This is a genomic window from [Ruminococcus] lactaris ATCC 29176, assembly GCF_025152405.1.
GTDB lineage: Bacteria > Bacillota > Clostridia > Lachnospirales > Lachnospiraceae > Mediterraneibacter > Mediterraneibacter lactaris.
Genome location: NZ_CP102292.1, coordinates 750,848 through 776,402 on the forward strand (window position 1 = coordinate 750,848; position 25,555 = coordinate 776,402).

Annotated in this window: 13 protein-coding genes, 1 other RNA gene and 1 other annotated feature (1 of these 15 only partly in view); of the genes, 11 read left to right on the forward strand and 3 right to left on the reverse strand. The window is 44.0% G+C overall.

The features are described from left to right. Positions 1 to 563 precede the first annotated feature (563 nt). The 3 genes from NQ541_RS03540 to NQ541_RS03550 form a co-directional block, all read right to left on the reverse strand. Complete coding sequence (locus NQ541_RS03540) at positions 564 to 1,826, reverse strand: IS630 family transposase (protein WP_005608582.1); 1,263 nt, start codon at positions 1,824 to 1,826, stop codon at positions 564 to 566. Positions 1,827 to 2,294: 468 nt separating this feature from the next. Then, a complete protein-coding gene (locus NQ541_RS03545) occupies positions 2,295 to 3,170 on the reverse strand; it encodes an ABC transporter permease (protein WP_005609270.1) in 876 nt (291 codons plus the stop codon). Next, complete coding sequence (locus tag NQ541_RS03550; protein ID WP_005609268.1) at positions 3,154 to 3,930, reverse strand: ABC transporter ATP-binding protein; 777 nt, start codon at positions 3,928 to 3,930, stop codon at positions 3,154 to 3,156. Before NQ541_RS03550 ends, NQ541_RS03545 begins: the two co-directional genes overlap by 17 nt. 91 nt (positions 3,931 to 4,021) lie before the next feature. On the opposite strand from NQ541_RS03550, the gene NQ541_RS03555 reads away from it, so the two are divergent. The 11 genes from NQ541_RS03555 to NQ541_RS03605 all read left to right on the forward strand — a co-directional run bounded on the left by NQ541_RS03555 (position 4,022) and on the right by NQ541_RS03605 (position 25,341). Next, positions 4,022 to 4,660 (forward strand): epoxyqueuosine reductase QueH, encoded by a 639-nt coding sequence (locus NQ541_RS03555; protein WP_005609266.1) that lies wholly within the window; start codon positions 4,022 to 4,024, stop codon positions 4,658 to 4,660. Between the two features lie 188 nt (positions 4,661 to 4,848). Further along, positions 4,849 to 6,225, forward strand: coding sequence for an argininosuccinate lyase (gene argH, locus NQ541_RS03560; protein ID WP_005609263.1), 1,377 nt, complete (start codon positions 4,849 to 4,851; stop codon positions 6,223 to 6,225). Positions 6,226 to 6,273: 48 nt separating this feature from the next. Continuing rightward, positions 6,274 to 7,359, forward strand: coding sequence for an aspartate-semialdehyde dehydrogenase (asd, locus tag NQ541_RS03565; RefSeq protein ID WP_005609260.1), 1,086 nt, complete (start codon positions 6,274 to 6,276; stop codon positions 7,357 to 7,359). 55 nt (positions 7,360 to 7,414) lie between these two features. Next, entirely contained in the window at positions 7,415 to 8,689 is a 1,275-nt protein-coding gene (gene leuC, locus NQ541_RS03570; RefSeq protein WP_005609258.1) for a 3-isopropylmalate dehydratase large subunit, read from the forward strand. Then, positions 8,689 to 9,186 carry a 3-isopropylmalate dehydratase small subunit gene (gene leuD / locus NQ541_RS03575; RefSeq protein WP_005609257.1) on the forward strand — a complete coding sequence of 166 codons (498 nt, stop codon included), beginning with the start codon at positions 8,689 to 8,691 and terminating at the stop codon, positions 9,184 to 9,186. Before leuC ends, leuD begins: the two co-directional genes overlap by 1 nt. A 75-nt stretch (positions 9,187 to 9,261) precedes the next feature. Further along, the gene (locus tag NQ541_RS03580; RefSeq protein ID WP_044905429.1) at positions 9,262 to 10,542 is read left to right on the forward strand and encodes a Na+/H+ antiporter NhaC family protein; all 1,281 of its coding nucleotides are present in this window, start codon (positions 9,262 to 9,264) and stop codon (positions 10,540 to 10,542) included. 67 nt (positions 10,543 to 10,609) lie between these two features. Further along, positions 10,610 to 12,097: a threonine synthase gene (thrC, locus tag NQ541_RS03585; protein ID WP_044940040.1), complete on the forward strand. Its 1,488-nt coding sequence runs from the start codon at positions 10,610 to 10,612 to the stop codon at positions 12,095 to 12,097. 241 nt (positions 12,098 to 12,338) lie between these two features. Continuing rightward, entirely contained in the window at positions 12,339 to 17,645 is a 5,307-nt protein-coding gene (locus NQ541_RS03590; protein ID WP_005609254.1) for a discoidin domain-containing protein, read from the forward strand. Between the two features lie 156 nt (positions 17,646 to 17,801). Beyond that, complete coding sequence (locus NQ541_RS03595) at positions 17,802 to 24,089, forward strand: endo-alpha-N-acetylgalactosaminidase family protein (RefSeq protein ID WP_005609253.1); 6,288 nt, start codon at positions 17,802 to 17,804, stop codon at positions 24,087 to 24,089. 114 nt (positions 24,090 to 24,203) lie between these two features. Beyond that, a non-coding RNA gene (gene ssrS, locus NQ541_RS03600) (6S RNA) lies at positions 24,204 to 24,386 on the forward strand. Between the two features lie 73 nt (positions 24,387 to 24,459). Then, positions 24,460 to 25,341 carry a YihY/virulence factor BrkB family protein gene (locus tag NQ541_RS03605; RefSeq protein ID WP_005609252.1) on the forward strand — a complete coding sequence of 294 codons (882 nt, stop codon included), beginning with the start codon at positions 24,460 to 24,462 and terminating at the stop codon, positions 25,339 to 25,341. A gap of 34 nt (positions 25,342 to 25,375) precedes the next feature. Then, positions 25,376 to 25,555 (forward strand) — a binding site (T-box leader); it runs 48 nt beyond the window's last position.

Genomic DNA, 25,555 nt, shown 5'->3' on the forward strand with positions numbered 1-25,555 from the left:
CATATCCGCCCTTGTTGTTGCATCGCAGTGCAGGACCCGCTTTACCTCAGCCCGTTGACAACTTGTAACAGGAATGTGGAAACACTCGTGCAGAGGCACTCCTGTTTACGTTCCTTAACAAGTTGGGCAAAGTGTCTTCGGAACGCTCCCTGTCAATGCACTGCTCACGCAACAGCAAGGGCGGATATTAGGCTTTTCAAGTCAGAAAACTTTCCTCGCATCAGGATATTTTCTTTCAACAAATACGAAATTTCAATAAGAAATAAAGAGCCGGAAGGCTATCAACTAAGATAAATGATTAGTCAAATAGTAAAGATGTCGGGGTCAAAAGCCCCCGACTTTGATGCCTACGGATTGCTCCGTGCTACGCACTCCCACAATCCTACCCAATATTCGCATATCGTGGGATTATCATCCCACTTTTATGCTCATATCGGGGCGGGTTCTAAGGTCTTTCACCCACCTATGAGCAAGCTCATGTGGGCTTAGACCTTTTGACCCTGGCATCTAGTATAATCCACGCAAATTAGAAGCCTGTTTCAAATTAGCATTTTATGCTAATTCTAGATAGACTTTCTCTTTCGTGAAATTGGTTTTGGTGCTTTTTTGTTTTTGTTTTCTGCTGAAGCAGCTTTTGCATTTACAACCTCATACACTATGGAATCAATATCTTCTTGAGAAAGATCGATGGTATCCATTTTATATGTCCATTTGTATGGCACAGGTTCTTTGTTGATTTCATCAAAGTATCTGTAGATTCTATCTTCGAGTTCTTTCTTGCTTTCCACACGGATTCCACCCAGCATCTGCTTTGTCATTTTACTGAAAAAACCTTCAATCATGTTTAACCAGGAACCATGTTTGGGTGTAAATACAAACTCAAAACGTCCAGAAACCGTATTCAGATATTCCTGGGTTTCTTTGGAGGTATGTGCAGAGTGATTATCCAGAATAATCCGAATCATATCGCCCTTTGGATATTTTTCATCAAGTTTCTTTAGAAAAGTCACAAAGTCAGAACTTTTATGAGTTTCACTTACTAATGGAATTGCTTCTCCTGAGAGCAAATCAATCGCTGCAAGCAGGGAGAGGGTTCCCAGCCTGACATACTCATAATCTCGCTGATAGCCATTCCTTTTATCTGTATTCGGAATCGGTGGACGGTCTTCACCTGTGGTAGCAATTGCCTGAATTCCTGGCTTTTCATCATAAGACAGGGTATGTACGGCATCTTTCTCAAAGGGAATCAGTTTTCCATCCTTGTCAAACTGCATTTCAATCTGCTTGTAGATAACAAGGACATCATGCATTTTTGCATCAAACTCAGGATCCCGTCTTTCGCAGTAATAGGACACCTGAAACGGTTTGATCCTTGCATTGCTCAGAATTTTCCGAAGCGTTGTTTCAGCTACTGTTGCCATACGAGGATGCCCTTCCGTTTCTGCTATAGAGTTGATGAATTTCCTGAAACTCATGGGATACCAGAATTCAGCAGAATAGCCGTAATCCTTCGGTTTTTGGCAGGCTTTACTGATTACCCAGGTGATATCGTCATCGGTGATTTCCGTTTTTCTTCCACGGCCTTTGTTATCACGTAAAGAAGCTTCAACACCGTTCTCTTTAAATTTGTTAAGACAACGTTTTACCACACTGATTCCAATATCCAGTTTGTCAGCAATTGCTTCGTTAGATGCACCCTCAGATTTGAGCAGAAGGATCCTAGCACGTTGATAAACGCGAATTTCCAAAGTGCTCTGAGTCAGCAGTTTATTTAAGTAAGATTTATCATCGTCTGTTAAAGAAATAGTTTTAATTGTATTAGGCATAATTGGCACCTCCGATGGTTCAATTATACCATAATAGGAATGTGAATTAAAATAGTTTGTTATTTAAAGTGGATTATACTAGTAAATACAATATCTACTATCTGATATTTACGATCGAATATCTTAGTCAATAGCCATCCGGCTTTTTTCTATCCTTTTGAAATTTGCATTGTTGAGTGAATACGCTGTGGAGCTAAAAACTTCTTATTGAGATGGTCAGCGGAAAGCAGGGTGTTCCTGAGCAGGTGCATTAGCAGGGAGCGTTCCGAAGACACTTTGCAGCGTTTGTTAGAGAAAGTAAATCGAGTGCCTTTGCACGAAGATTTCCACTTTCGAGTTACAAACGGTCAACGGGCTGAGGTAAAGCGGGCCTGCACTGCGAAGGAATATCCCTGATTTCCGCGTCCGATTCGTCACAAAGAAGTCTTTTTCTTTACAAGCGTATCATTCCAACAACTACAAATTTCACTAATATTTCCGCTGATACCATTTTTCCAAAGCGTTAATAAGAGCATAAAGTGCCATGGCGATAAGACAGAGGATGCAGATACTCATGAGGAGCCAGGTCATTTTAAATGTCTGACTTGCATAAATGATCAGATACCCAAGTCCGCTTTTTGCGGCAAGAAATTCACCAATCACGACTCCTACAAGACAGAGCCCGATATTTACTTTCATGTTGCTTATGACAGCGGGAATAGAACTTGGGAGTATTACTTTGGTCAGGATATGCTGCCGTTTTCCATGCAGGGTATAGATCAGCCGGATCTTTTCCTCATCTACGGTGATGAAAGCTGTGTAAAGATTCAGGATACTTCCGAAGACTGCCACCGACATTCCGGCAACGATAATGGTTGTAGGAGTAGCACCGAGCCATACAATGAGCAGAGGAGCCAGGGCAGATTTCGGCAGGCTGTTCAGAACGACCAGATAAGGTTCCAGTATCTCAGAGAGTTTTCGACTGCTCCATAAAAGTACAGCGACCAGGAGGCTGAACAGCGTAACGCAGGCAAAACTGGCAAGCGTCTCGTAAAGTGTGATCCCGATATGAAGAAAGATACTTTGATCCAGAGTCATTTCCCAGAAGCAGCGGGCAATCCGGGAAGGACTGCTGAAGATAAAGGAATCTACGATGCCGGCATTGGCACAGAGTTCCCATTGTAACAGAAAGAGGATCAGAAGAAGAATACGTGCGGTGAATACGAACTGACGGTGATGGCGTATTTTTTTCAGAAAAATAAGCTGTTCAGGAGAAATGTACCCGGGAAGGGAGTTCTTCTCTGAGTCAGAATGATGATTCCAAATGCGAAGAAATGGAACAGGAAGTTTATGCAAGAGTTTCATTTTGGTTCAGCTCCTTCCAAAGTTGATTGAAATAGGTTTTAAATTCCGGTGCATTTCTGCGGTTCAATGGGGTATCATGTTCTAAAGAGAAAGTGACCGGGATGATCGTTGAGACGGTTGCCGGACGCCGGGACAGAACGATAATGCGGTCAGACAGGCTGATTGCTTCAGAGAGGTCATGAGTGACGAGAAGAGCGGTTTTGCCGGAATGCCGGAGAATCTGTCCGATATCATCACTGACGGTCAGCCGGGTCTGATAATCCAGTGCGGAAAATGGCTCATCTAAAAGAAGAAGTTCCGGTTCGGGGAGCAGGGTGCGGATGAGTGCTGCACGCTGCCGCATTCCACCGGAAAGCTGGGAAGGTCTTGCGTGGATAAAAGATTTCAGTCCATACTGAGTGAGCATGGACTTGGCTTTTTCACGAATCTCTTTGTTCAGAGTGTGGCTGATTTCAGGACCAAGTAAAATATTACGGTAAATAGTCCGCCACTCAAAGAGATGATCGTGCTGAAGCATGTATCCGATCTGCGGAGAATTTCCAAGGACAGGCTCACCATTTAAAAGAATTTCTCCCGTCTGTGGTTTCATCAGTCCGCAGATCAGTGAGAGCAGAGTAGATTTGCCGCAGCCGGACGGACCGACAACAGCAGCAAATTCTCCGGGGGCAAGAGAAAAGGAAAGATTGGATAAAGCTCTTGTTTCTCCGTGGGATGTGTGGTAAGAATAATATATATTATGAAGATCAAGAATGGTTTTCATAAAATCCTCCCGGTCGTTTCTATCTATATTTAAAGTATGTAGGAACAGGGAAAAGGTGATTTGAGGAGTAGTAACAGGAGAAGGAATACCGATGAATTTACAGAAGATCAATTATCAGAAAGAACTGGAAAAAGTGCTGGATACTTTAAGGAAAGAAGGCAAAGTCCCCACGCTTTTGCTCCATAGCTGTTGTGCACCGTGCAGCAGTTATGTGCTGGAGTATCTGTCTGAATATTTCAAGATCACAGTCTTTTATTATAATCCCAATATTTATCCTGAAAGTGAATATACAAAAAGGATTTTGGAGCAGCAGAAGCTGATCAGTGAAATGCATTTCAAAAATTCGGTTTCTTTTCTGGCAGGAAGTTATGATAAGGAACAGTTTTATGAAATGGCGAAAGGATTGGAAGAAGTAAAGGAAGGTGGGGAACGCTGCATGAAATGTTATGAGATGCGGTTAAAAAAGACGGCACAGAAGGCAGCAGAGGGAGGATTTGATTTCTTTACAACAACTTTAAGTATCAGTCCAATGAAAAATGCACAGAAATTAAATGAGATCGGACGCAGTGTCGGAGCGGAATACGGAATGGAGTATCTGTTGTCAGACTTTAAAAAGAAGAATGGATATAAGCGTTCTATTGAACTTTCAGCAATTTACGGGCTTTACAGACAGGACTATTGTGGCTGCGAATTTTCATATAAAGCGAGAAAATCTCAGACTGAAAAGTAAAAAAAGAAAAAAATACAGTAGACATCAGACGCTTTAGTATGATAAACTTAGTAGAAAAAAGCAGAGTGCAGTCGGTTATTTTAAAACCGAATGTAGAGAACCGGCGTGAAAACGGCAGGTTTGAAGCAGGTGAAAATGAGTGCCTCTGCCGGAATAAAGAAAATATAAGATAGAAAAGAGGATGAGAAATGGCACAGTTATGGGGTGGTCGTTTTACAAAGGAAACGGATCAACTGGTGTACAATTTCAATGCATCGATTTCTTTTGACAAGAGATTCTATGAGCAGGATATCCGAGGAAGTATTGCTCATGTTACCATGCTTGCAAAGCAGGGGATTTTGACAGAAGAAGAAAAGAAGCAGATTATAGACGGGCTGAACGGAATCCGTGAGGATGTGGAAAACGGGAAACTCGAGATTACAGACAAATACGAAGATATTCACAGCTTTGTAGAGGCGAATCTGATCGACCGGATCGGAGATGCAGGAAAGAAACTGCATACCGGACGCAGCAGGAACGATCAGGTTGCACTGGATATGAGATTATATACAAGAGATGAAGTGCTGGAACTGGACAGTCTTTTAAAAGAGATTCTGGAAGTCCTTCTGAAACTGATGAAGGAAAATGTTGAGACGTATATGCCGGGCTTTACGCATTTGCAGAAAGCACAGCCGATCACGCTGGCACATCATATGGGAGCGTACTTTGAGATGTTCAGGCGTGACAGACTCCGCATGAAAGATATCTATAAGAGAATGAATTATTGTCCGCTGGGAGCAGGTGCTTTGGCGGGAACAACTTATCCGTTGGACAGAGAGTATACAGCAGAGCTGCTTGGATTTGACGGACCGACATTGAACAGTATGGATTCTGTGTCAGACAGAGATTATCTCATCGAACTGTTGTCAGCGATGTCTACAATCATGATGCATCTGAGCCGGTTTTCGGAAGAAGTGATCATCTGGAACTCCAACGAGTACCAGTTTGTTGAGATTGATGATGCTTACAGCACCGGAAGCAGTATTATGCCACAGAAGAAGAATCCGGATATTGCAGAGCTTGTTCGTGGCAAGACCGGAAGAGTCTACGGAGCATTGATGTCACTTCTGACAACGATGAAAGGAATCCCACTGGCATATAATAAGGATATGCAGGAGGATAAAGAACTTGTATTTGATGCCATTGATACGACAAAGGGCTGCCTTGCATTATTTACAGGAATGCTCAGGACAATGAAGTTCAATGATGCAAGAATGGAAGAAAGTGCAAAGCACGGCTTTACAAATGCGACCGATGCAGCAGATTATCTGGTGAACCATGGAATGCCGTTCCGGGATGCACATGGCATTGTAGGACAACTGGTACTGTATGGAATTGAGCATAAAAAAGCACTGGATGATTTCACTATGGAAGAGTTCAAGGCGATTTCACCGGTATTTGAAGAAGATATTTACGATGCGATCAGCATGAAAACCTGTGTAGAGATGAGAAATACGATCGGTGCACCGGGAAAAGCGGCAATGGAAAAGGTGATTGCCCTGGAAGAAGAATATTTATATTTATAAATCAGAACTATAATTGAAATAGTAAGATACAGGAAAGGAAGAAAGAAAATGGAACAGAAGTTAAAAGTTGGTATCCTTGGAGCGACAGGAATGGTAGGACAGAGATTTATCTCTCTGCTTGAGAACCACCCATGGTTTGAAGTGGTTACGGTAGCAGCAAGTCCGCGTTCCGCAGGAAAGACGTATGAAGAAGCAGTAGGAGACCGCTGGAAAATGGATACTCCGATGCCGGAGGCTGTAAAGAAACTGGTTGTACTGAATGTAAATGATGTAGAGCATGTAGCATCTACTGTTGATTTCGTATTCAGTGCTGTAGATATGTCAAAAGAAGAGATCAAAGCGATTGAAGAGGCTTATGCAAAGACGGAGACACCGGTTGTATCCAACAACAGTGCACACCGTTGGACACCGGATGTACCGATGGTAGTACCGGAGATCAATGCAGAGCATTTTGAAGTGATCAAAGATCAGAAAAAGCGTCTTGGAACAACTCGTGGATTCATCGCAGTAAAGCCGAACTGCTCCATCCAGAGCTATGCACCGTGCCTTGCTGCATGGAAAGAGTTTGGACCAAAAGAGCTGGTTGTTACAACCTATCAGGCAATCTCAGGAGCAGGTAAGACGTTCAAAGACTGGCCGGAGATGGTAGGAAATATCATTCCTTATATCGGTGGAGAAGAGGAAAAGAGCGAGCAGGAGCCGCTTCGAGTACTCGGCAAAGTAGAAAACGGACAGATCGTGAAAGCAGAACTTCCAAAGATTACATGCCAGTGCGTACGTGTACCGGTTCTCAATGGACATACAGCAGCCGTATTCATCAACTTTGAGAAGAAGCCTACAAAAGAACAACTGATCGAGAAACTTGTGACATTCAAGGGATTCCCGCAGGAAGCAGAACTTCCGAGTGCTCCGAAGCAGTTTATCCAGTATCTGGAAGAGGACAACCGTCCACAGGTAGCAGAGGATGTGAATTATGAGAATGGTATGGGGGTTTCAATCGGACGTCTGAGAGAAGATTCTATGTTCGATTATAAATTTATCGGACTTTCCCATAATACAGTCAGAGGAGCAGCCGGTGGAGCAGTTCTCTGTGCAGAGGCTCTGACAGCAAAGGGATATATCGAGAAGAAATAAGATCCCATTTCATTGAATAAGATTTCATCTCGTTTTAAAAAGGAGGTATGTCAAAATGGGAATGACAATGACGCAGAAAATTTTAGCAGCCCATGCCGGACTGGATTCCGTAGAGGCAGGGCAGCTCATCGAGGCGAAGCTCGATATTGTTATGGCAAATGATATTACAGGACCGATGGCTCTGCCAATCTTAAAGCAGATGTCAGATACTGTATTTGATAAGGATAAAGTAGTGTTTGTACCGGATCATTTTACTCCGAACAAAGATATCAAGTCAGCAGAGAACTCCAAGGCAATCCGGGAGTTCTCAAAGGCACAGGGACTGAAATGGTATTTTGAACAGGGAAAATCCGGTGTAGAACATGCGATTCTCCCAGAGGCAGGTGTAGTGACAGCAGGTGAATGTATTATCGGTGCAGATTCACATACCTGTACATACGGAGCTTTGGGAGCATTTTCAACAGGTATGGGAACAACCGACGTGGCAACAGGAATGGCAACCGGTGAGATCTGGTTTAAAGTTCCGAGTGCAATCAAGTTTGTCCTGACAGGAAAGCCGTCCAAATATGTCAGCGGTAAAGACATTATTATCCATATCATCGGTCAGATCGGAGTGGATGGAGCTCTTTACAAATCAATGGAATTTACCGGAGACGGAATTGCCTGTCTTTCGATGGATGACCGTTTTACGATGGCAAATATGGCGATCGAGGCTGGTGCAAAGAACGGAATCTTCCCGGTTGACGAAAAGACAAAAGCTTATCTTGCAGAGCATTGCAAGAAAGAATATACAGTTTATGAGGCTGATGAGGATGCGGTTTATGATGAAGTGATCGAAATAGATCTTTCTAAAGTACGCCCGACAGTTGCTTTCCCACATCTTCCGGGAAATGCAAAGACAATTGATGAAGTTGAGGCAATGGAACCAATTAAGATTGATCAGGTTGTGATCGGTTCCTGCACGAACGGAAGAATGGAAGATTTAAGAAAGGCAGCAGCGATCCTGAAAGGTCATACTGTTCACCCGGATGTACGTGTTATGGTTATTCCGGCAACGCAGAAGATCTATAAAGAGTGTATCAAAGAAGGACTTCTTGATATCTTTGTAGATGCAGGCTGTGCAGTGAATACACCAAGCTGTGGTCCCTGCATGGGTGGCCATATGGGTGTTATGGCAGCAGGAGAAAAATGTGTTTCTACAACAAACCGTAACTTTGTAGGTCGTATGGGACATGTGGATTCCCTGATCTATCTTGCATCACCGGAAGTGGCAGCGGCAAGTGCAATCGCAGGATGCATTGCAAATCCGGAGAAAGTGGGTGAAAAGTAATGGAAAAAGCTTTAGGACATGTATTTAAATATGGAGATAATGTGGATACGGACGTAATCATTCCGGCAAGATATCTGAACTCTTTTGATGCACAGGAGCTTGCAAGTCATGCGATGGTGGATATTGACCCGGATTTCGTAAAAAATGTGAAAAAAGGAGATCTGATCGTTGCCAATAAGAACTTTGGATGTGGTTCATCCAGAGAGCATGCTCCACTTTGCCTGAAGACGGCAGGAGTAAGCTGTATCATTGCAGAGACATTTGCAAGGATCTTCTACAGAAACGCGATCAATATCGGACTTCCGATCATTGAATGCCCGGAGGCTGCAAAAGAGATCGAAGCCGGAGATGAAGTCGAGGTAGATTTCGACAGTGGTAAGATCTATGACCGCACGAAAGGCACAGAATATCAGGGACAGGCGTTCCCGGAGTTTATGCAGAAGCTGATCGCAGCAGGTGGACTGGTAAATTATACCAATCATAAGAAAAATAAATAAAAGCAGAAGATGCAGACAGAGGATGCGGGAGTAAAATCGTCGCATCCTCATTTTAAGTTTAAGAAAGGAAACGATATGAATGATACAGTGACAAAAGGAAATGCGGCGGCACTTTTGCCAATCGGAGTTTTTCTGCTGATCTTTCTCGGAGCAGGGATTGCTTTTGGAGACTTTTATGCCATGCCGGCTGTGGTTGCATTTCTGATTGCTTTATTTGTGGCTTTTATGCAGAACAGACAACAGAAGTTTGCAGATAAGATCAAAGTGATCGCAAAAGGAGTCGGTGAGGAAAATATTATCACGATGAGTCTGATCTTTCTCTGTGCGGGTGGATTTTCCGGTGCGGTAACAGCAGCAGGAGGAGTGGAAAGCACAGTGAACCTGGGACTTTCTCTGATACCGACCCACTTTGCGGTGGCAGGACTTTTCGTGATCGGCTGTTTTATTTCAGTTTCTATGGGAACATCCATGGGAACGATCGCCGCACTTGCACCGATCGCAGTGGGAATCAGCGAAAAGACAGGATTTGAACTGTCTGTCTGTATTGCTTCTGTTGTATGCGGAGCAATGTTCGGGGATAATCTATCCATGATTTCCGATACAACGATCGCAGCAGTCAAGACACAGGGATGCGATATGAAGGACAAATTTAAAGCCAATTTTCTGCTGGTACTTCCGGCAGCAGTCCTCAGTATCCTGATCTTCTGGATCATGACAAGAAATGTCAGTTATTCTCTGGAGGGAGACCTGAAGTATAACCTGTGGGAAGTTTTTCCTTATCTGATCGTACTGGCGGGAGCTTTGGCGGGAATCAATGTCTTTCTTGTGCTGATCAGCGGAATTGTTATTTCTCTGATCGTCGGGGTGGCAGCAGGAAATATTGCAGTGACAGAGATGTTTAAAGTGGTCGGGGACGGAGTGACTTCGATGTACGATATCACTGTGATCTCAATCCTGGTTGCCTGTATCGTGTCACTGGTGAAAGAAGCCGGTGGTATTCAGTTTATTCTGGATCTGATCAAAAGCAGGATCAGAGGGAAAAAAGGAGCGGAACTTGGAATTGCACTGCTGGCATTATTTGTGGATATATGTACGGCAAATAATACGGTTGCAATCGTGATGACAGGACCGATCGCCAGAGAGATCAGTGAAGAGTATGGAGTAGATCCGAAACGTTCGGCATCCCTTCTGGATATGTTCACTTCAGTTGGACAGGGAATGATCCCTTATGGGGCACAGCTTTTATCAGCAGCGACGCTGACAGGCCTGACACCGGTTGATATCTTGCCGAACCTTTATTATCCGGTTCTGATGGGAATCTGCGGAGTTGGTGCAATTTTCTTGAGGAAACGGTAAAGTTGTGATATACTTGCAGAAAAAGAAGCAGAAAAAAGTTTTAAAATATGAAAAAGAGGGCAAAGCGATGAATCTTTTATACAAAAGTACAAGAAATGCAGACAAGACAGTAACAGCTTCGGAGGCAATCTTAAAAGGACTTGCAGATGATGGTGGTCTGTTCGTACCGGTAGCTGTTCCGAAACTGGATGTTACGATGGACGAATTGAAGAGTATGTCTTATCAGGAGACTGCTTACGAGGTTATGAAAAAGTTCCTTACCGATTTTACGGAAGAAGAACTGAAGCACTGCATTAACAGTGCATATGATTCCAAGTTTGATACAGAAGTGATCGCTCCGCTTGTGAAGGTGGGAGATACTTATCATCTGGAACTGTTCCACGGAGCAACGATCGCATTTAAAGATATGGCACTTTCAATTCTGCCACATCTGATGATCACTTCCGCAAGAAAGAACCAGGTGAAGAATGATATCGTGATCCTGACTGCTACCTCCGGAGATACAGGAAAGGCGGCACTTGCAGGATTTGCAGATGTTCCGGGAACGAAGATCATCGTTTTTTATCCAAAGGGAGGCGTCAGCCGTGTGCAGGAACTGCAGATGGTAACGCAGAAGGGAGAGAATACTTCTGTTGTCGCAATCCATGGTAATTTTGATCATGCACAGAGCGGAGTGAAGGCTCTTTTTGAAGATAAAGAACTGGAAAAAGAACTTGCAGCAAAAGGATATCAGTTCTCCTCAGCCAATTCGATCAATATCGGACGTCTTGTTCCCCAGGTGGTTTATTATGTGTATGCCTATGCAAAGCTGCTTGAGAATGAAGAAATCCAGGCTGGCGAGGAGATCAATGTTACGGTTCCGACCGGAAACTTTGGAAATATTCTTGCAGCATATTATGCGAAGCAGATGGGCGTTCCGATCGCAAAGCTGATCTGTGCCTCCAATGAGAACAAAGTCTTATTTGATTTCTTCCAGACCGGTGTGTACAACAGGAATCGGGAGTTTGTACTGACATCTTCTCCGTCCATGGATATCCTGATTTCCAGTAATCTGGAGCGTCTGATTTATACGATCGCAGGGCAGGACGCAGAGAAGGATACAGAGCTGATGAATGAACTTAAGGAAAAAGGTGTCTATGAGATTACCCCTGAGATGAAAGAAAAGCTGGCTGATTTCAGAGGCGGATATGCAACGGAGGCAGAGACCGCAGAGATGATCCATGATACTTATAAAAAGACCGGATATGTGATGGATACGCATACAGCAGTTGCAGCATATGTATGCAAGAAGTATCGGGAAGAGAGTAAGGATACGAAGAAGTGTCTGGTTGCTTCTACGGCAAGCCCGTATAAGTTTGCACGCAGCGTGATGACTGCGATCGATCCGGCTTATGATGCGATGGATGAGTTCCAGTTGATTGATGAGCTGCACAAGGTTTCGGGATTCCCGATTCCGAATGCAATCGAAGAGATCAGAGATGCAGAGATCCGTCATACGACAGAGTGTGATGCAGATAAAATGAAAGAGACCGTTAAAAAGATTCTCGGCGTGTAGAAGATAGGATAACCGGAAATATTTGCGGAGTCTAAAATAAAAGAGATCAGGGGCAGATGTCAGGAGAAAGACCGGACATCTGCCTTTTTGTTCTGAATTAGACAAAAGAAAGGGGGAGAACAGGTGAATATACACAAGAAATAAAAGAAAAATTCTGGTACAATATGCAATAGGGGACAGTGCGTCTATTTGTACTGTCTGCCGACGTGGAGAACGGAAAATCGAAAAAGGAGGAACAGGCATGAAAAAGAAGAAGCGGTGTACGCGTGTGGGAGCAGGTGCACTTGCTGCAGTTCTTGCAGTAACTGCAGCAGGAGTTTCAGTTCCGGCACTGGCACAGCAGGCGGTGAGAACAGAATCCCAGACTCAGATGAGTTCAGATCCTGAGCTGGTGTATGTGAACAATTACAGTTCTACTGCACAGCGTTCCCAGAATTTCAACAGTAATTGGAAATTCTACTTTGGGGATGCAGGAAATGCACAGGGAGCAACCTTTGATGATTCCAAATGGGAACAGGTTTCCTTACCGCATGACTACAGCATTAGCCAGGAATACTCTAAATCCATGGAAGCAGAAAGTGGCTATCTTGGTGGAGGAACAGGCTGGTACAGAAAGAACTTTACATTAAGTTCTGATACGCAGGGAAAGAGAGTCCGTATTGATTTTGACGGCGTATATATGAATGCGACAGTATGGGTGAATGGTCATGAAGTTGGAACTCATCCGTATGGTTACACTTCATTTTCCTTTGATATTACAGATTATGTAAAGTATGACGGGGAAAATACGATCGCAGTCAAGGTGGTAAATAATACACCATCCAGCCGCTGGTACTCAGGAAGCGGTATCTACAGAGATGTAGATCTGACGATCACAGATGATGTACATGTAGATCTGAACGGTACAAAGGTTACAACTCCGAATCTTGAAACCGAAAAAGGCAGTACAGTGAATACCGATGTGACTGCAACGGTTGCAAATGATTCAGATGCTGCAAAGAGTGTAGCCGTCAGACATACAGTATTTCCAAAAGACGGAAGTGCAGATCAGAGTATCGGTACAGTAACAACCAATGCACAGAGTATTGCAGCAGGTGCGACAGCAGAGATCCAGGCTACCGTACCGGTTTCCAATCCGGAACTCTGGAGTGTAGAGAATCCGAGTCTGTATACAGTTCGTACAGAAGTACTGGTAGATGGACAGGTAACGGATACTTATGATACAGAATATGGATTCCGTTATTTCAATTTTGACAGTAATACAGGATTCTCTCTGAATGGAGAGAATATGAAGCTGAAAGGTGTATGTATGCATCACGATCAGGGATCTCTCGGAGCAGCAGCTTACGACAGTGCAATTGATCGTCAGGTGAAGATCCTGAAAGAGATGGGATGTAATTCCATCCGTGTAACACATAACCCGGCAGCACAGGATCTGATCGATGCCTGCAATGAACAGGGAATCCTGGTTGTTGAAGAGGCATTTGATACATGGACAAGACCAAAGAATGGTAACAGCAATGACTATTCTGTATGGTTTAACCAGACCGTAGCTTCAGATAATGAAATTCTTGGAGCAACCAATGGTGAGACATGGGCACAGTTTGATCTGGAATCCATGATCAGCCGTGACTATAATGCACCGTCAGTGATCATGTGGTCTCTTGGAAATGAGGTTATGGAAGGTATCAGTGGCGGAACAGATGCGGAATATGAAGCAACCGCTACAAAGCTCATTAACTGGGCATATGATGCAGATAATACAAGACCAATGACCATCGGCGATAATAAGCTGAAAGCAAACTGGCAGATTTCCAAGACTTTTGCAAGACTTCTCACAGAGAAGGGTGGAACTGTTGGATTTAACTATGCAGATGGAAGGGTACTTGACAGTTATCACTCCAGTAATTCCAACTGGCTTCTCTATGGATCAGAAACTGCATCAGCAATCAACAGCCGTGGAATCTATTACCGTACAACAGGCGGTGGACAGACGAGCGACAAGCAGTTGACATCCTATGATAATTCTAATGTAGGCTGGGGTGCTACAGCAAGTAATGCATGGTACACTGTTCTGACAAGAGATTTTGCAGCCGGTGAATATGTGTGGACCGGATTTGATTATCTTGGAGAGCCAACTCCATGGAACGGAACCGGAAGCGGAGCGGTTGGATCATGGCCTTCACCGAAGAACTCTTACTTTGGAATCATTGATACAGCGGGATTCGCAAAGGACAGCTACTACTTCTACCAGAGCCAGTGGAATGATGATGTGACAACATTACATGTTCTTCCGGCATGGAACAACAACGTTGTAAGCAAAGACAGCAGCGGAAATGTACCGGTTGTTGTATATTCCGATGCAGCATCTGTTGAGCTGTTCTTCCAGGCAAAAGGAAGTGATACAAAGACTTCTCTTGGAAAGAAGACATTTACGCAGAAGACGACAGACGCAGGATATACCTATCAGATCTATGAAGGTTCTGATAAAAACTCAACAACTGACAAGAACCTGTATCTGACATGGAATGTACCGTATGCAGACGGAACTGTTTCTGCAGTTGCATATAACAGCAACGGTCAGAAGATCACGGATACAGTCGGACAGTCAAGTGTAACGACAACAGGAAAAGCTTCTAAGCTGAAAGCTTCTGCAGATCATAAGAAGATTGCAGCAGACGGAGAATCACTTTCCTATATTACAGTAGATGTAACAGATGCAAATGGAAATATCGTTCCGGATGCAGAAAACCGTGTGAAGTTTACTGTAGAGGGAGACGGAGAACTGGTAGGCGTGGATAACGGAAGCTCACCGGATCATGACTCCTATCAGGCAGATAACAGAAAAGCTTTCAGTGGTAAAGTGCTTGCCATCGTGAAGTCCACAAAAGAAGCAGGAACGATCACTGTAACTGCATCAGCAGACGGACTGGATTCTGCAAGTGTCAAGATCACGACAACCGCAGTGGACAACGGAAGTACAGAAAAGCAGATCGACAGCTTTAAAATGTCACGTACTTACTATGTAAAAGTTGGAAGTACACCGGAACTTCCGGAGAAGATCGTGACACGTTATACAGATGGAACAAGTGAAGAACTCCCTGTAACATGGGATGCGATTACAGAAGATCAGATCGCAGCAGCAGGAAGTTTCCAGGTGAAGGGTACGGTAAAAGGCGGATATTCTGTAGCAGTTAATGTAAATATGATCGATGAGGTCGGAGGACTTCTGAATTATTCTACAAATACAGCAGTAGGAGTAGCACCGGTATTACCGACTTCCAGACCTGCAGTACTTCAGGATGGAACGGTCATGGACGTAACATTCCCGGTAACATGGGAAGATAAAGCTGCAAGTGCTTATGATAAAGCAGGAACAGTAACAGTCAACGGAACAGCAAATGTACTTGGAAAAGAAATTGCTGTAACAGCAAGCGTCAGAGTACAGGAGGAGACGATCACCATCGGTGACAGCGTTTCAGCCGATGCACTGAACCTGACTCAGAGCGTACCTGCAGATAAGCAGTCAGATACACTGAATGCGATCAAGGACGGAAGCACAACGATTTCAAGCAATACATCCGGTGGAGCAAATCCGACCGTATGGAGTAACTACGATTATTCCCAGGATGGAAATACAACAGCGGACATCATTTTTGAATACGCAACAGAACAGAGACTTGGACAGATCGTAACTCATTTTGCGAGAGATAGCTGGAGCATGAGATATCCGGATGCCGGAGCAACTGAGATCTATGTATCACCGGACGGAACAAACTGGGCGAAACTTGATACAACCGAGACAATCGGAACAGAGTCGGGAAATGTGAAACCATATACTTATGATTTCGCACCGGTTGGAGCAACCTTTGTGAAATTCCACCTGACGAACAGTACTCAGGCAACAGGAACAACTGCAAAGGCATGCACAGGTATCACAGAGATTGAACTGAAAGTAGCAACAGGAAGCCGTACAACCAATACGACAGCCGAGCTGCAGACACTGACAGTCAATGGAAAAGAAGTACCGCAGACAGCACTGGACAGCAAAGTATATACAACACCTGCAATTCTTGCAGAGATTGAGGCAACAGCAAAAGATAACGCATCTGTAACAGTCCTTCCGGCTTACAATGATGTGATCCGCATCATCGTTGAGTCAGAAGATCATCAGACAAGAAATACTTATGAAGTAAGACTGAATGAAGCAGAGCAGACAACACCGGACAGCGACAGCAGAGATTATCCGGTATCAAAATTAACAGCATCCGCAGGAAGTGAGCAGTCTACAACAGGAGTTGAAGGCCCTGCATCGAATGCAAAAGACGGAGATGAGTCTACGTTATGGCATACAAGATGGAGTGCACCGGCAGCGACAAGCGATCAGTTATGGTTTACATATGAACTGGAAGAAGAAACGGTACTGGATGCACTTCGTTATCTGCCAAGACAGGGAACAGCAGACGGACAGAACAATGGTCGTGTAAACGAGTACAGAGTAGAAGTAAGCACGGATGGTTCAACATGGACAACTGTTTCAACCGGAAACTGGGAAGACAGTCAGGACTGGAAACTGGCAGAGTTTACAGAACCGGTTGCTGCAAAATATGTAAGACTGACAGGCGTTCATACTTACGGTTCAAGTGCAGCGAATGTAGATAAATACATGAGTGCTGCTGAGATCCGTCTCCGTATGGCAGAGAGTAAGACAGATATTGCAGATGCAGCAAATGGAGTAACAGTAACAGCTCCGGATTCAATCGAAGTTGCGAAAGCAGATGCAGAAAATCCGGTCATGTTCGATCTTTCTGATATTGTAGTAAAAGCAGGAGATACAACGCTTCGCTATGGAGTTGATTATGTGATCTCTTACGAGAACAATACAGACTTTGGAACTGCAAAACTTGTAATTAAGGGAATTGACGGATATACAGGAACTCTGGAGCATGAATTTACGATTACACAGAAAGCAAAAGTCATGACAGGAATTACCTGGAATACAAAGCCGGAGAAAGTCATTTATACAGAAGGCGAGACACTGGATGTAACCGGTCTGGTGATCAACGTAGTTTACGATGATGATTCAACCGAGGCAGTGGCATACAGTGAAGCAAATGCAGATGAATTTACATTCAGCCCTGCATTGGATACAAAACTTGCTGCCACAGACAAAACGGTAACTGTAACTTATAAAGGTGCAAGCCTGATCTATGATATTACTGTAAATCCGAAGAAAGTAGACCCGACAGATCCGGATCAGCCAGACAAGCCGGATACCCCGGATAATGGCAATGATAACGGAAATGACAACAACGGAAACGGTAATAATAATGGAACAGATGACGGAAAGAAAGATCCTGGACAGTCTGGAGTAACAGATAACAAGAACCAGGGTAATAATAGTAATAACGGTACAGCGGCTGGAAATAAAGCAAATGCAGCAGCAAAGACCGGAGATACAGCCAATATGCTTCTTCCGATGATTGCAGCAATGCTGGCAGGTACAGCAGTTGTTGGTACAATTTCAATCAGAAGACGCAGAAGATAATCAGTCCATTACAAATGAGGGTTTGAGGAAAAAAGAGGAGAAGTTTAAAACTTCTCTTCTTTTTTGCGTGTAGAGCTTGCTTATTTCCCGTATAAATTATATAATAAAATAGAATAAGATCGTAAAGCTTTCGGTCGTAAAAGAAAGGATGGGATTATGAAAAAGCTTAGCAGAAAGCTTGCAGCAGGATTTCTTGCATTGGCGATGGTTTTAACAACGGCACTGCCGTATCTTCCGTCGATCGATGTATTTGCAGCAAGCAAGACAATGGCACATATCGTGTCAGGTGCAGAGAATGGTAATGGTCATTTTGGCAGTGCCACGCCTGAAGCATTTGCGTTATCTCCGGATGCAACATTTACCAATGAAGACTTCAGCAGCACCTTAAAACTTGGCAGTGCACAGTCAGATACGCGTGCAAGGGTTGTCCTGAAATACAAGGACGACAGTAACTGGGCATATATCGGTTATGATGGTGCCGGTTCAGCAACAGACTGGATTTATGAGTACAATAATAATGGTACTTCATCTTATGGAAGCGTTGCAGGACTTCCGGCAATTAACCAGAACGATATGTTTACGGTGTCTGTCAGCTATACAGACAGTGCAGTGAATGTTACTGTAAGAAATACTACCGCTGGAACAAGCGGAACAGCTTCAGTGACAAATGCCAGCTTTGTTGCACTGAAAGATGTAGCAGGTAAGGTTGGATTTGGAGGAGCTACAAACAGCTCTTATACAGATCTTTATTTTTCTGATGTGGCAGTCGGAGATACTACATATTCAGATTACAGTGGATGGACAGTCTACAATGACAAGAAGGGATCCTGGGATCCGGCAGCCGTAACAGATGACGGAACGCAGGAGACTGCAAGAGGAAGAAAATGGATCACCGTTCAGGGTGGAAGCAGCAACGGAAATGGACATAACTATGGAAATGCCAGTGTTGTTGCCCCGGCACTTCTTCTTGACCAGACAAAAACGACACCGGTAGGAGGAACCGTTTCCTTGAAGTTCCGTCCGGTGACAAGTACGAACTGGGGAATCTTCTATACTTATAAGGATGATAATAACTGGCTGTATGTCGGTTATGATCCAACAAGTAAATGGTACTTCCAGTACAAAGTGAATGGAACAGAGTCTTATCCAAAGCTTTCAGGTCTTCCTGATCCGGTGCTGAATGAGACAATGGATATTTCCATCACAGTTTCCAGAGAGAACCTGACAGTAATCGTAGATGGCAAGAAAGTGACCCAGTCTGTACAGGCACTGACTCCGATCTCTGATTCGATCAATGGAGAAGGACATCCGGGAGTGAAGACGAACGGAGCTACAAAAGTAGAATTTTCTGACTTCAAGATCGGAACGACAGATTGTATGGATGATACCTGGGGATGGGCAGCTACAAGATCCGGTCAGGTAACAGAAACTTATACGACAGCAGTTGCAGCAGTTTCCGGTAAGGTTACGGCTGAAGATGGAACAGCACTCAAGGGTGCAACAGTGAAGCTGGGTTCCAATACTGCAAAGACAGATGATGCAGGAAACTACAGTTTCGATGCCATCGAGACAGGAACATACAATCTTGCAGCAAGCCGTACAGGCTACCAGGCACATACAGAAGAGGTTACTGTAAGTGAAAATGCAGCACAGAATGTATTCAATGTTACCTTATCACCAAAGGCAGAACTGGATTTAAGCCAGTATGCAAAGATCAGTTCTGATTATATGGATGTATATGTTGGAAAGGAATTTCCGGTAGTTGCACGTTATGCGACAAAGAAAGTTGATGGTACTCCGTTCTTCCGTGGACAGGAGGAAGAGATCAACTCTGTCAGCATCAACAAGACTGCGATCACTCCGACCAATGTATCAGCCGAGGGAGATGATTCTTCCAGAACTTATACAATGGATCTTGTGAGTCCTTCAACAAATATCGACCTGACTATGAAAGTGAAGATCAGTGTAGATGACAATGATCTGACCTGGGAAGTAACATCCATCAAAAAGAAAGACGGATGTACAGATATTGCTACAATCGAGATCCCGCAACTGAATCTTCTTTCTACAGATATGTCAGAAGAGAATGCAGCATTTGATGGTGTATCACCGTCTACAACGACTACCCAGAGCGGAGATTCCCATATTACATGGGATAATGGATTCAATCCATCTACAACAGGAAATTATATGTATGGATTCCTGTCAAATGGAAGCTTAAGCGGTGGTGTATGGAGTAACTCTGAGATCGAGGATGATAAGAGAATTACGATGAACAGCGGTGCAGACTCCATGAGTCTTACAAGTTCTGTATGGTATTACGAACGTGGAGATAAAAATGGACAGGCTGCAAGCTATAGTTATCCGACCAGTGATCTTCCGTGTGCAAAAGTATGCATCGCAGGAGATGCAAATGGCGATGGAGACATCGACTGGAATGATGGAGCTCTTGCATTCAGAGATATCATGAACATTGCACAGGGTGCAGATGATATCAAAGATCTTGTAAACTATCGTATTGTTATGAACTTTGCCGGTATGGCAACGAATCCATATCTTGAGACAGCAGATAATATCAAGAAAGTATATCTTGCAACTGATGGACTGCCGCAGGCAGTTATGCTCAAAGGATATGGAAATGAAGGTCATGACTCAGCCAACTCCGAGTATGCAGATGTATCTGAGCGTGAAGGTGGAATTACTGATTTCCAGAACCTGATCAAGATCGCACATCAGTATAATACAGAAGTTGGTATTCATATCAATGCACAGGAGGCTTATCCAGAGGCAAAATCTTTCAATGAGACAATGCTGACAAGCCCGATCACAAATGGTTGGGGATGGCTGGATCAGTCCTTTACGATCAATAAATTATGGGATCTGGGAAGTCAGGCCCGTTATAAGAGATTAGTACAGCTTTATGACCGTATCAACGGTACAAGCTTCTACAGTGGAAACTGGGATAAGGGTGAATATGTCAAAGATTCTCAGGGAACACTGAATGCTTCTATGAGTGAGATTGCAGCAGATGCAGCAAAGAGAACAGATAATATGGACTTCATTTATCTGGATGTATGGTATCAGAATGCGTGGGAGACAAGACAGATCGCAAAAGAGATCAACTCACTCGGATGGAGATTCTCTACGGAGTTTGGTTACGAGGGAGAGTATGACTCTACCTGGTCACACTGGGCAACTGACGCCGCTTATGGTGGAGCAGGCCTGAAGGGATGGAATAGTGAGATTATCCGGTTCCTCCGCAATGATCAGAGAGATACGCAGATTCTGAACTATCCGAGGTATGGCGGAACAGCCGACAACCCGCTGCTTGGCGGATATCGTCTGTATGGCTTTGAAGGATGGGGCGGAGATCAGGATTATAACTCTTATATTACAGAGACATTTACAGAGAACCTGCCTACAAGATTCCTTCAGCATTATTATGTAACTGACTGGGAAGACTACGGTGAGGATGAAGCCTGCCCGACAGGAAATACAGAGAAGCAGATCACTCTGAAGAACGACACCGGAGATACGGTTGTTGTTACAAGAAATACAGAGCAGAGATCCGATTCTTACATCGAGCGTACGATCACTCTGAATGGAAAAGAAGTACTGAATGATGTGAAGTATCTTCTTCCTTGGACAGATGAAAACGGCGACCAGAAACTGTATCACTGGAATCTGGACGGAGGCACATCTACATGGGAGCTTCCTGACGGATGGACAAACCTTGCAAATGTTGTAATGTACGAACTGAGTGATCAGGGACGTATCAATGAGAAGACAGTTGCAGTATCCAACGGAACAGTGACTCTGGATGCAAAAGCAGCTACCGCTTATGTGCTTGTTAAGGGTGAATCCTCTAAGACACTGAAGGTAGATTACGGCGAGGACAACTATGTGGTTGACCCGGGATTCAATGGTTACTCAGGAACAGACAGTGCATTGGATGCTGCTGACTGGAGTGGGGACATTGACAATGCAGCAGTGACGGTCGAGAAGTATGCGAATACAGGCGACCAGAGACTGGCAATGAACAGCCCGGAAAAAGATGTGACTGTATCTACAAAGATCACAGGACTGACAGCCGGAAAAGCTTATGTTGCAGAGCTTTATGTAGATAATGAAAGCGATGCAAAGGCGACACTGAGTGTCAATACAGGAAGTAAAGAAGTATCAAATTATACGATGCGTTCTTTCTCCAGAAATACAGTTGCAAGTGATGAAAAGCACGGTACAAATATGCAGAGGATTCTTGTATCCTTTACAGCAGAAGGTACGATCGCTGACCTGAAGCTTTCAAGAGCAGCAGGTGAAGGAAGTACTTACTGGGATGATATCCGTATCGTACAGAAGACACTGGACAACTATGCGGAAGACGGAAGTTTCCATCAGGATTTTGAATCCGTTGTAGAAGGAATGTATCCGTTCGTACATGGATTTACGCAGACAGGAGACCAGGTGACTCATCTGGCACAGTTGAATGCACCGTATACACAGGCAGGCTGGAACAACAGAGTTATCAGTGATGTCATTGATGGTGAGTGGTCACTGAAGCAGCATGCAGCAGTAACAGGTCTTGTATATTATACAATTCCTCAGAACTTCCGTTTTGAGGCCGGAAAAGTATACCATGTTGAGTTTGATTATCTTGCAGGAAATGCAGCATATCAGATGATCGTAGGTGACGGTAACAGCTATTCTGCACCGACATCCTATCTGGCGGCAGCAACCGGGGATGAAGCACAGCATGTAAGTATGCAGGTGATCGGAAGCGGAACCGGACAGACATGGATCGGTCTTTATGAGAACGGTTCACTTGCCGGAACCGGAAGTATGGGACAGACAGACTTTGTCCTGGATAATTTAACGATCACAGAAGATGCAACAGCCGTGACAGCAACTGTTGAAAAGACAGAACTGTACAAAGGTGAGACAGCACAGATCTTAGGTCAGAACTTAGACCAGATCACATTTACATCCAGTGATGACAGTGTGATGACGGTAGATACAGAGAACCATAAGATCAATGCAGTCGGAGCAGGAAGTGCAACATTGACAGGAACACTTGCAGACGGCAGCACGCTGACTTTCGATATCACAGTAAAAGATACAGTTGTAAATGATATTCCTAGAACAGAAACACCGGATATCACATCCAGTGCCAATACAGAAGAAAGTACAGGAGAACCGACAGGCAGTGGAGTAGCTTCTGCAGCAACAGACGGAGATTCCAGCACTTACTGGCATTCCAACTGGAGTACGACAGGCTTCAATGTAAGCGAGTCAAACCCGGCAATCCTGACAGTAGACCTTGGAAAATCCATGGATATCGGAGGATTCAAGTTCCAGCAGAGACCTAGCACAAATAATGGAATCGTGTACCAGTACAGCTATCGTATCCTTGATGAAAATGATCAGGTGATTGAAAGCGGTGACCATATCACAGTTCCGAACAATTTAAGAGCCGGTGCTGCATGGGTATCAACTCAGTTTGATACTACAGCAAAGAATGCAAGAAAGATCCAGATCCTTGTAGAAGAAGGACAGGGTGGATTTGCAGCAATTTCAGAAGTTGTTCCGTTTACAGTACAGAAAGTAGCAGACGCAGTAACTCTGGATGCAGAAAATGTAACATTGAAAGTTGGAGAGACAGTAACACTGACACCGTCAGCTACACCGGAAGGTGCAATGCTCAAGGGTCTTGTATGGAGTTCTTCTGATGAAGAAATCGCAACAGTAGATGAGAACGGTGTTGTTACAGCCCTGAAAGAGGGAACAGCAACGATCAAAGTATCCAATGTAGCCGGATTAGAGGCAACCTGCAAAGTCACTGTAAAAGGAAAAGCAGAGCAGCCGGATGTGGATAAAGAGGCTCCAACTGCACCAGGTAAACTGAGCAAGGCAGAGGTTACGAAAGACTCCATCCAGATCAGATGGAAGAAGTCAAAAGATAATGTCGGAGTTGAAGGATACGAGATCTTCTTGAATGGAGTAAGCATCAAAAAAGTATCTGCAGATACGACTTCTGTTATGATCAGCAATCTGCTGGCAGGAACAGAGTATCAGATCACTGTAAAAGCATATGATGCAGCAGGAAATTATTCTGAGGCAGCGGCTCTGACAGTGAAGACTCTTGCAGAGGACAAGAACAATTCTGGAAATAAAGATGACAATCAGAAACCTGATTCAGGTAATAAGAATGATGGTCAGAAGCCTTCCGGAGATCAGAATCAGAACAGTTCTGCAGATAAGAAACCAGCAGGAGTTCCGCAGGTAACGGTAGTGAAGACCGGAGACAGCGGAGCACCGATCGGAATCTTTGTAGTTCTTGCAATCGTGGCAGCAGGAGCAGTGGTTGTTGTAGTCCTTCGGATGAAAGCAGACCAGAAGAAAAATGCAAAGAAAAAGCATAGAAACCGCCCGGATGGGACAAGATAAGTAACCGGTCAGAGTACCAGTGAAAAGTATAAGATCAACCGATAAAATTTACATAAAGTAAATGGTTGTAAAATCCGGGTAAATAGCGTATAATAGCTTTAGGTAAAAAAGAGAACCAACCTGGGGTGTACGACAACCCTGTTATTTTGAACCTACATTGATTAAAAAGGGATTCCAATATTTCTGTATAATATGTCAGGCCTCCGATGTATGCAGTGGACGACAGAAAGGCAGGATGAGGTTGCCCACCTAGCTGTGGCTAGGACTCAAAATACAGGGACCGGCATTTTGGGGGTTCACGAAAGATAAAAGGCGGTCGTCTTGTACGGCCGCTTTTTGTACGGAAAAAGTGAAAAGGATTTTCAGCTATATGAGTAAAAAAGAAAAAATGAAAAACTGGGTGCTGAATATGATACGGACAGTGAATACGCACCACACCGGTGCCTATGCAGCCCAGGCAGCCTATTTTTTTGTATTGTCTCTGATACCGATTTTTCTTCTGCTTATTACGATGGTACAATACACACCGGTTACGATGAATGATGTGATGGAACTGGTTCTTCCGGTTTTCCCTGATACGGTCGCACCGCTGATCCGCAGCGTGATCGTGCAGGTTTATACAAAATCGAATGGATTCATCCCGTTTACTTTACTGGTTGCCCTGTGGTCGGCCGGAAAAGGCGTTCTGTCTGTGACCTATGGATTGAACTGCATTTATGATAATATTGAGACGCGAAATTATTTTTATCTGCGTTTCAGGGCATGCTTTTATACGGTATTGTTCCTGATTGCGATCATGCTCTCACTGGTATTGTCCGTATTTGGAAACAGTCTGAGCGCGGTTGTTTATGAGCATATCCCTTTTATGAGTAAGGTGATGAATTTTATCATCAGGATCAGGACATGCCTTACACTGGTTGTGCTGACGTTTTTCTGGGATCTGGTATATAAGTTTCTGCCAAACCGGTCCAACCGTGGAAAGACAACATTGCGGAAGCAGCTTCCGGGAGCATTTTTTACAGCATCGGGATGGCTTTTGCTTTCATTCTTCTTTTCAGTCTACCTGGATATTTTTACAGGTTTTACAAGTATGTATGGCAGTTTTACGACGATCATACTGATTATGCTGTGGCTCTATGGATGTATGTATATCATTCTTCTCGGAGGTGAGATCAATGCGATCCTTGAGGGACTTGGGATTACGAAACGCCTGACAAAAGGGTTGACAAAAGAGAAACGTATGTTAAAATAGTTAAGGTAAGTTTTTACTAATTTATTGACAAGAGATAAAAGCTAAGACCGTGCAAAGTAGAGAACCGGTTTCTGTCAGAGAGGGAAGATCACCGGCTGCGAGTTTTCCCAAGTTCAATCGGCAATCGAATTTCCCACGTGAGCTGCATTTTTGAAAGACCAGTAGAAAATGCCGTATGTTGTACGTTACACAAGCACGAGTGCCTGTGACAGAT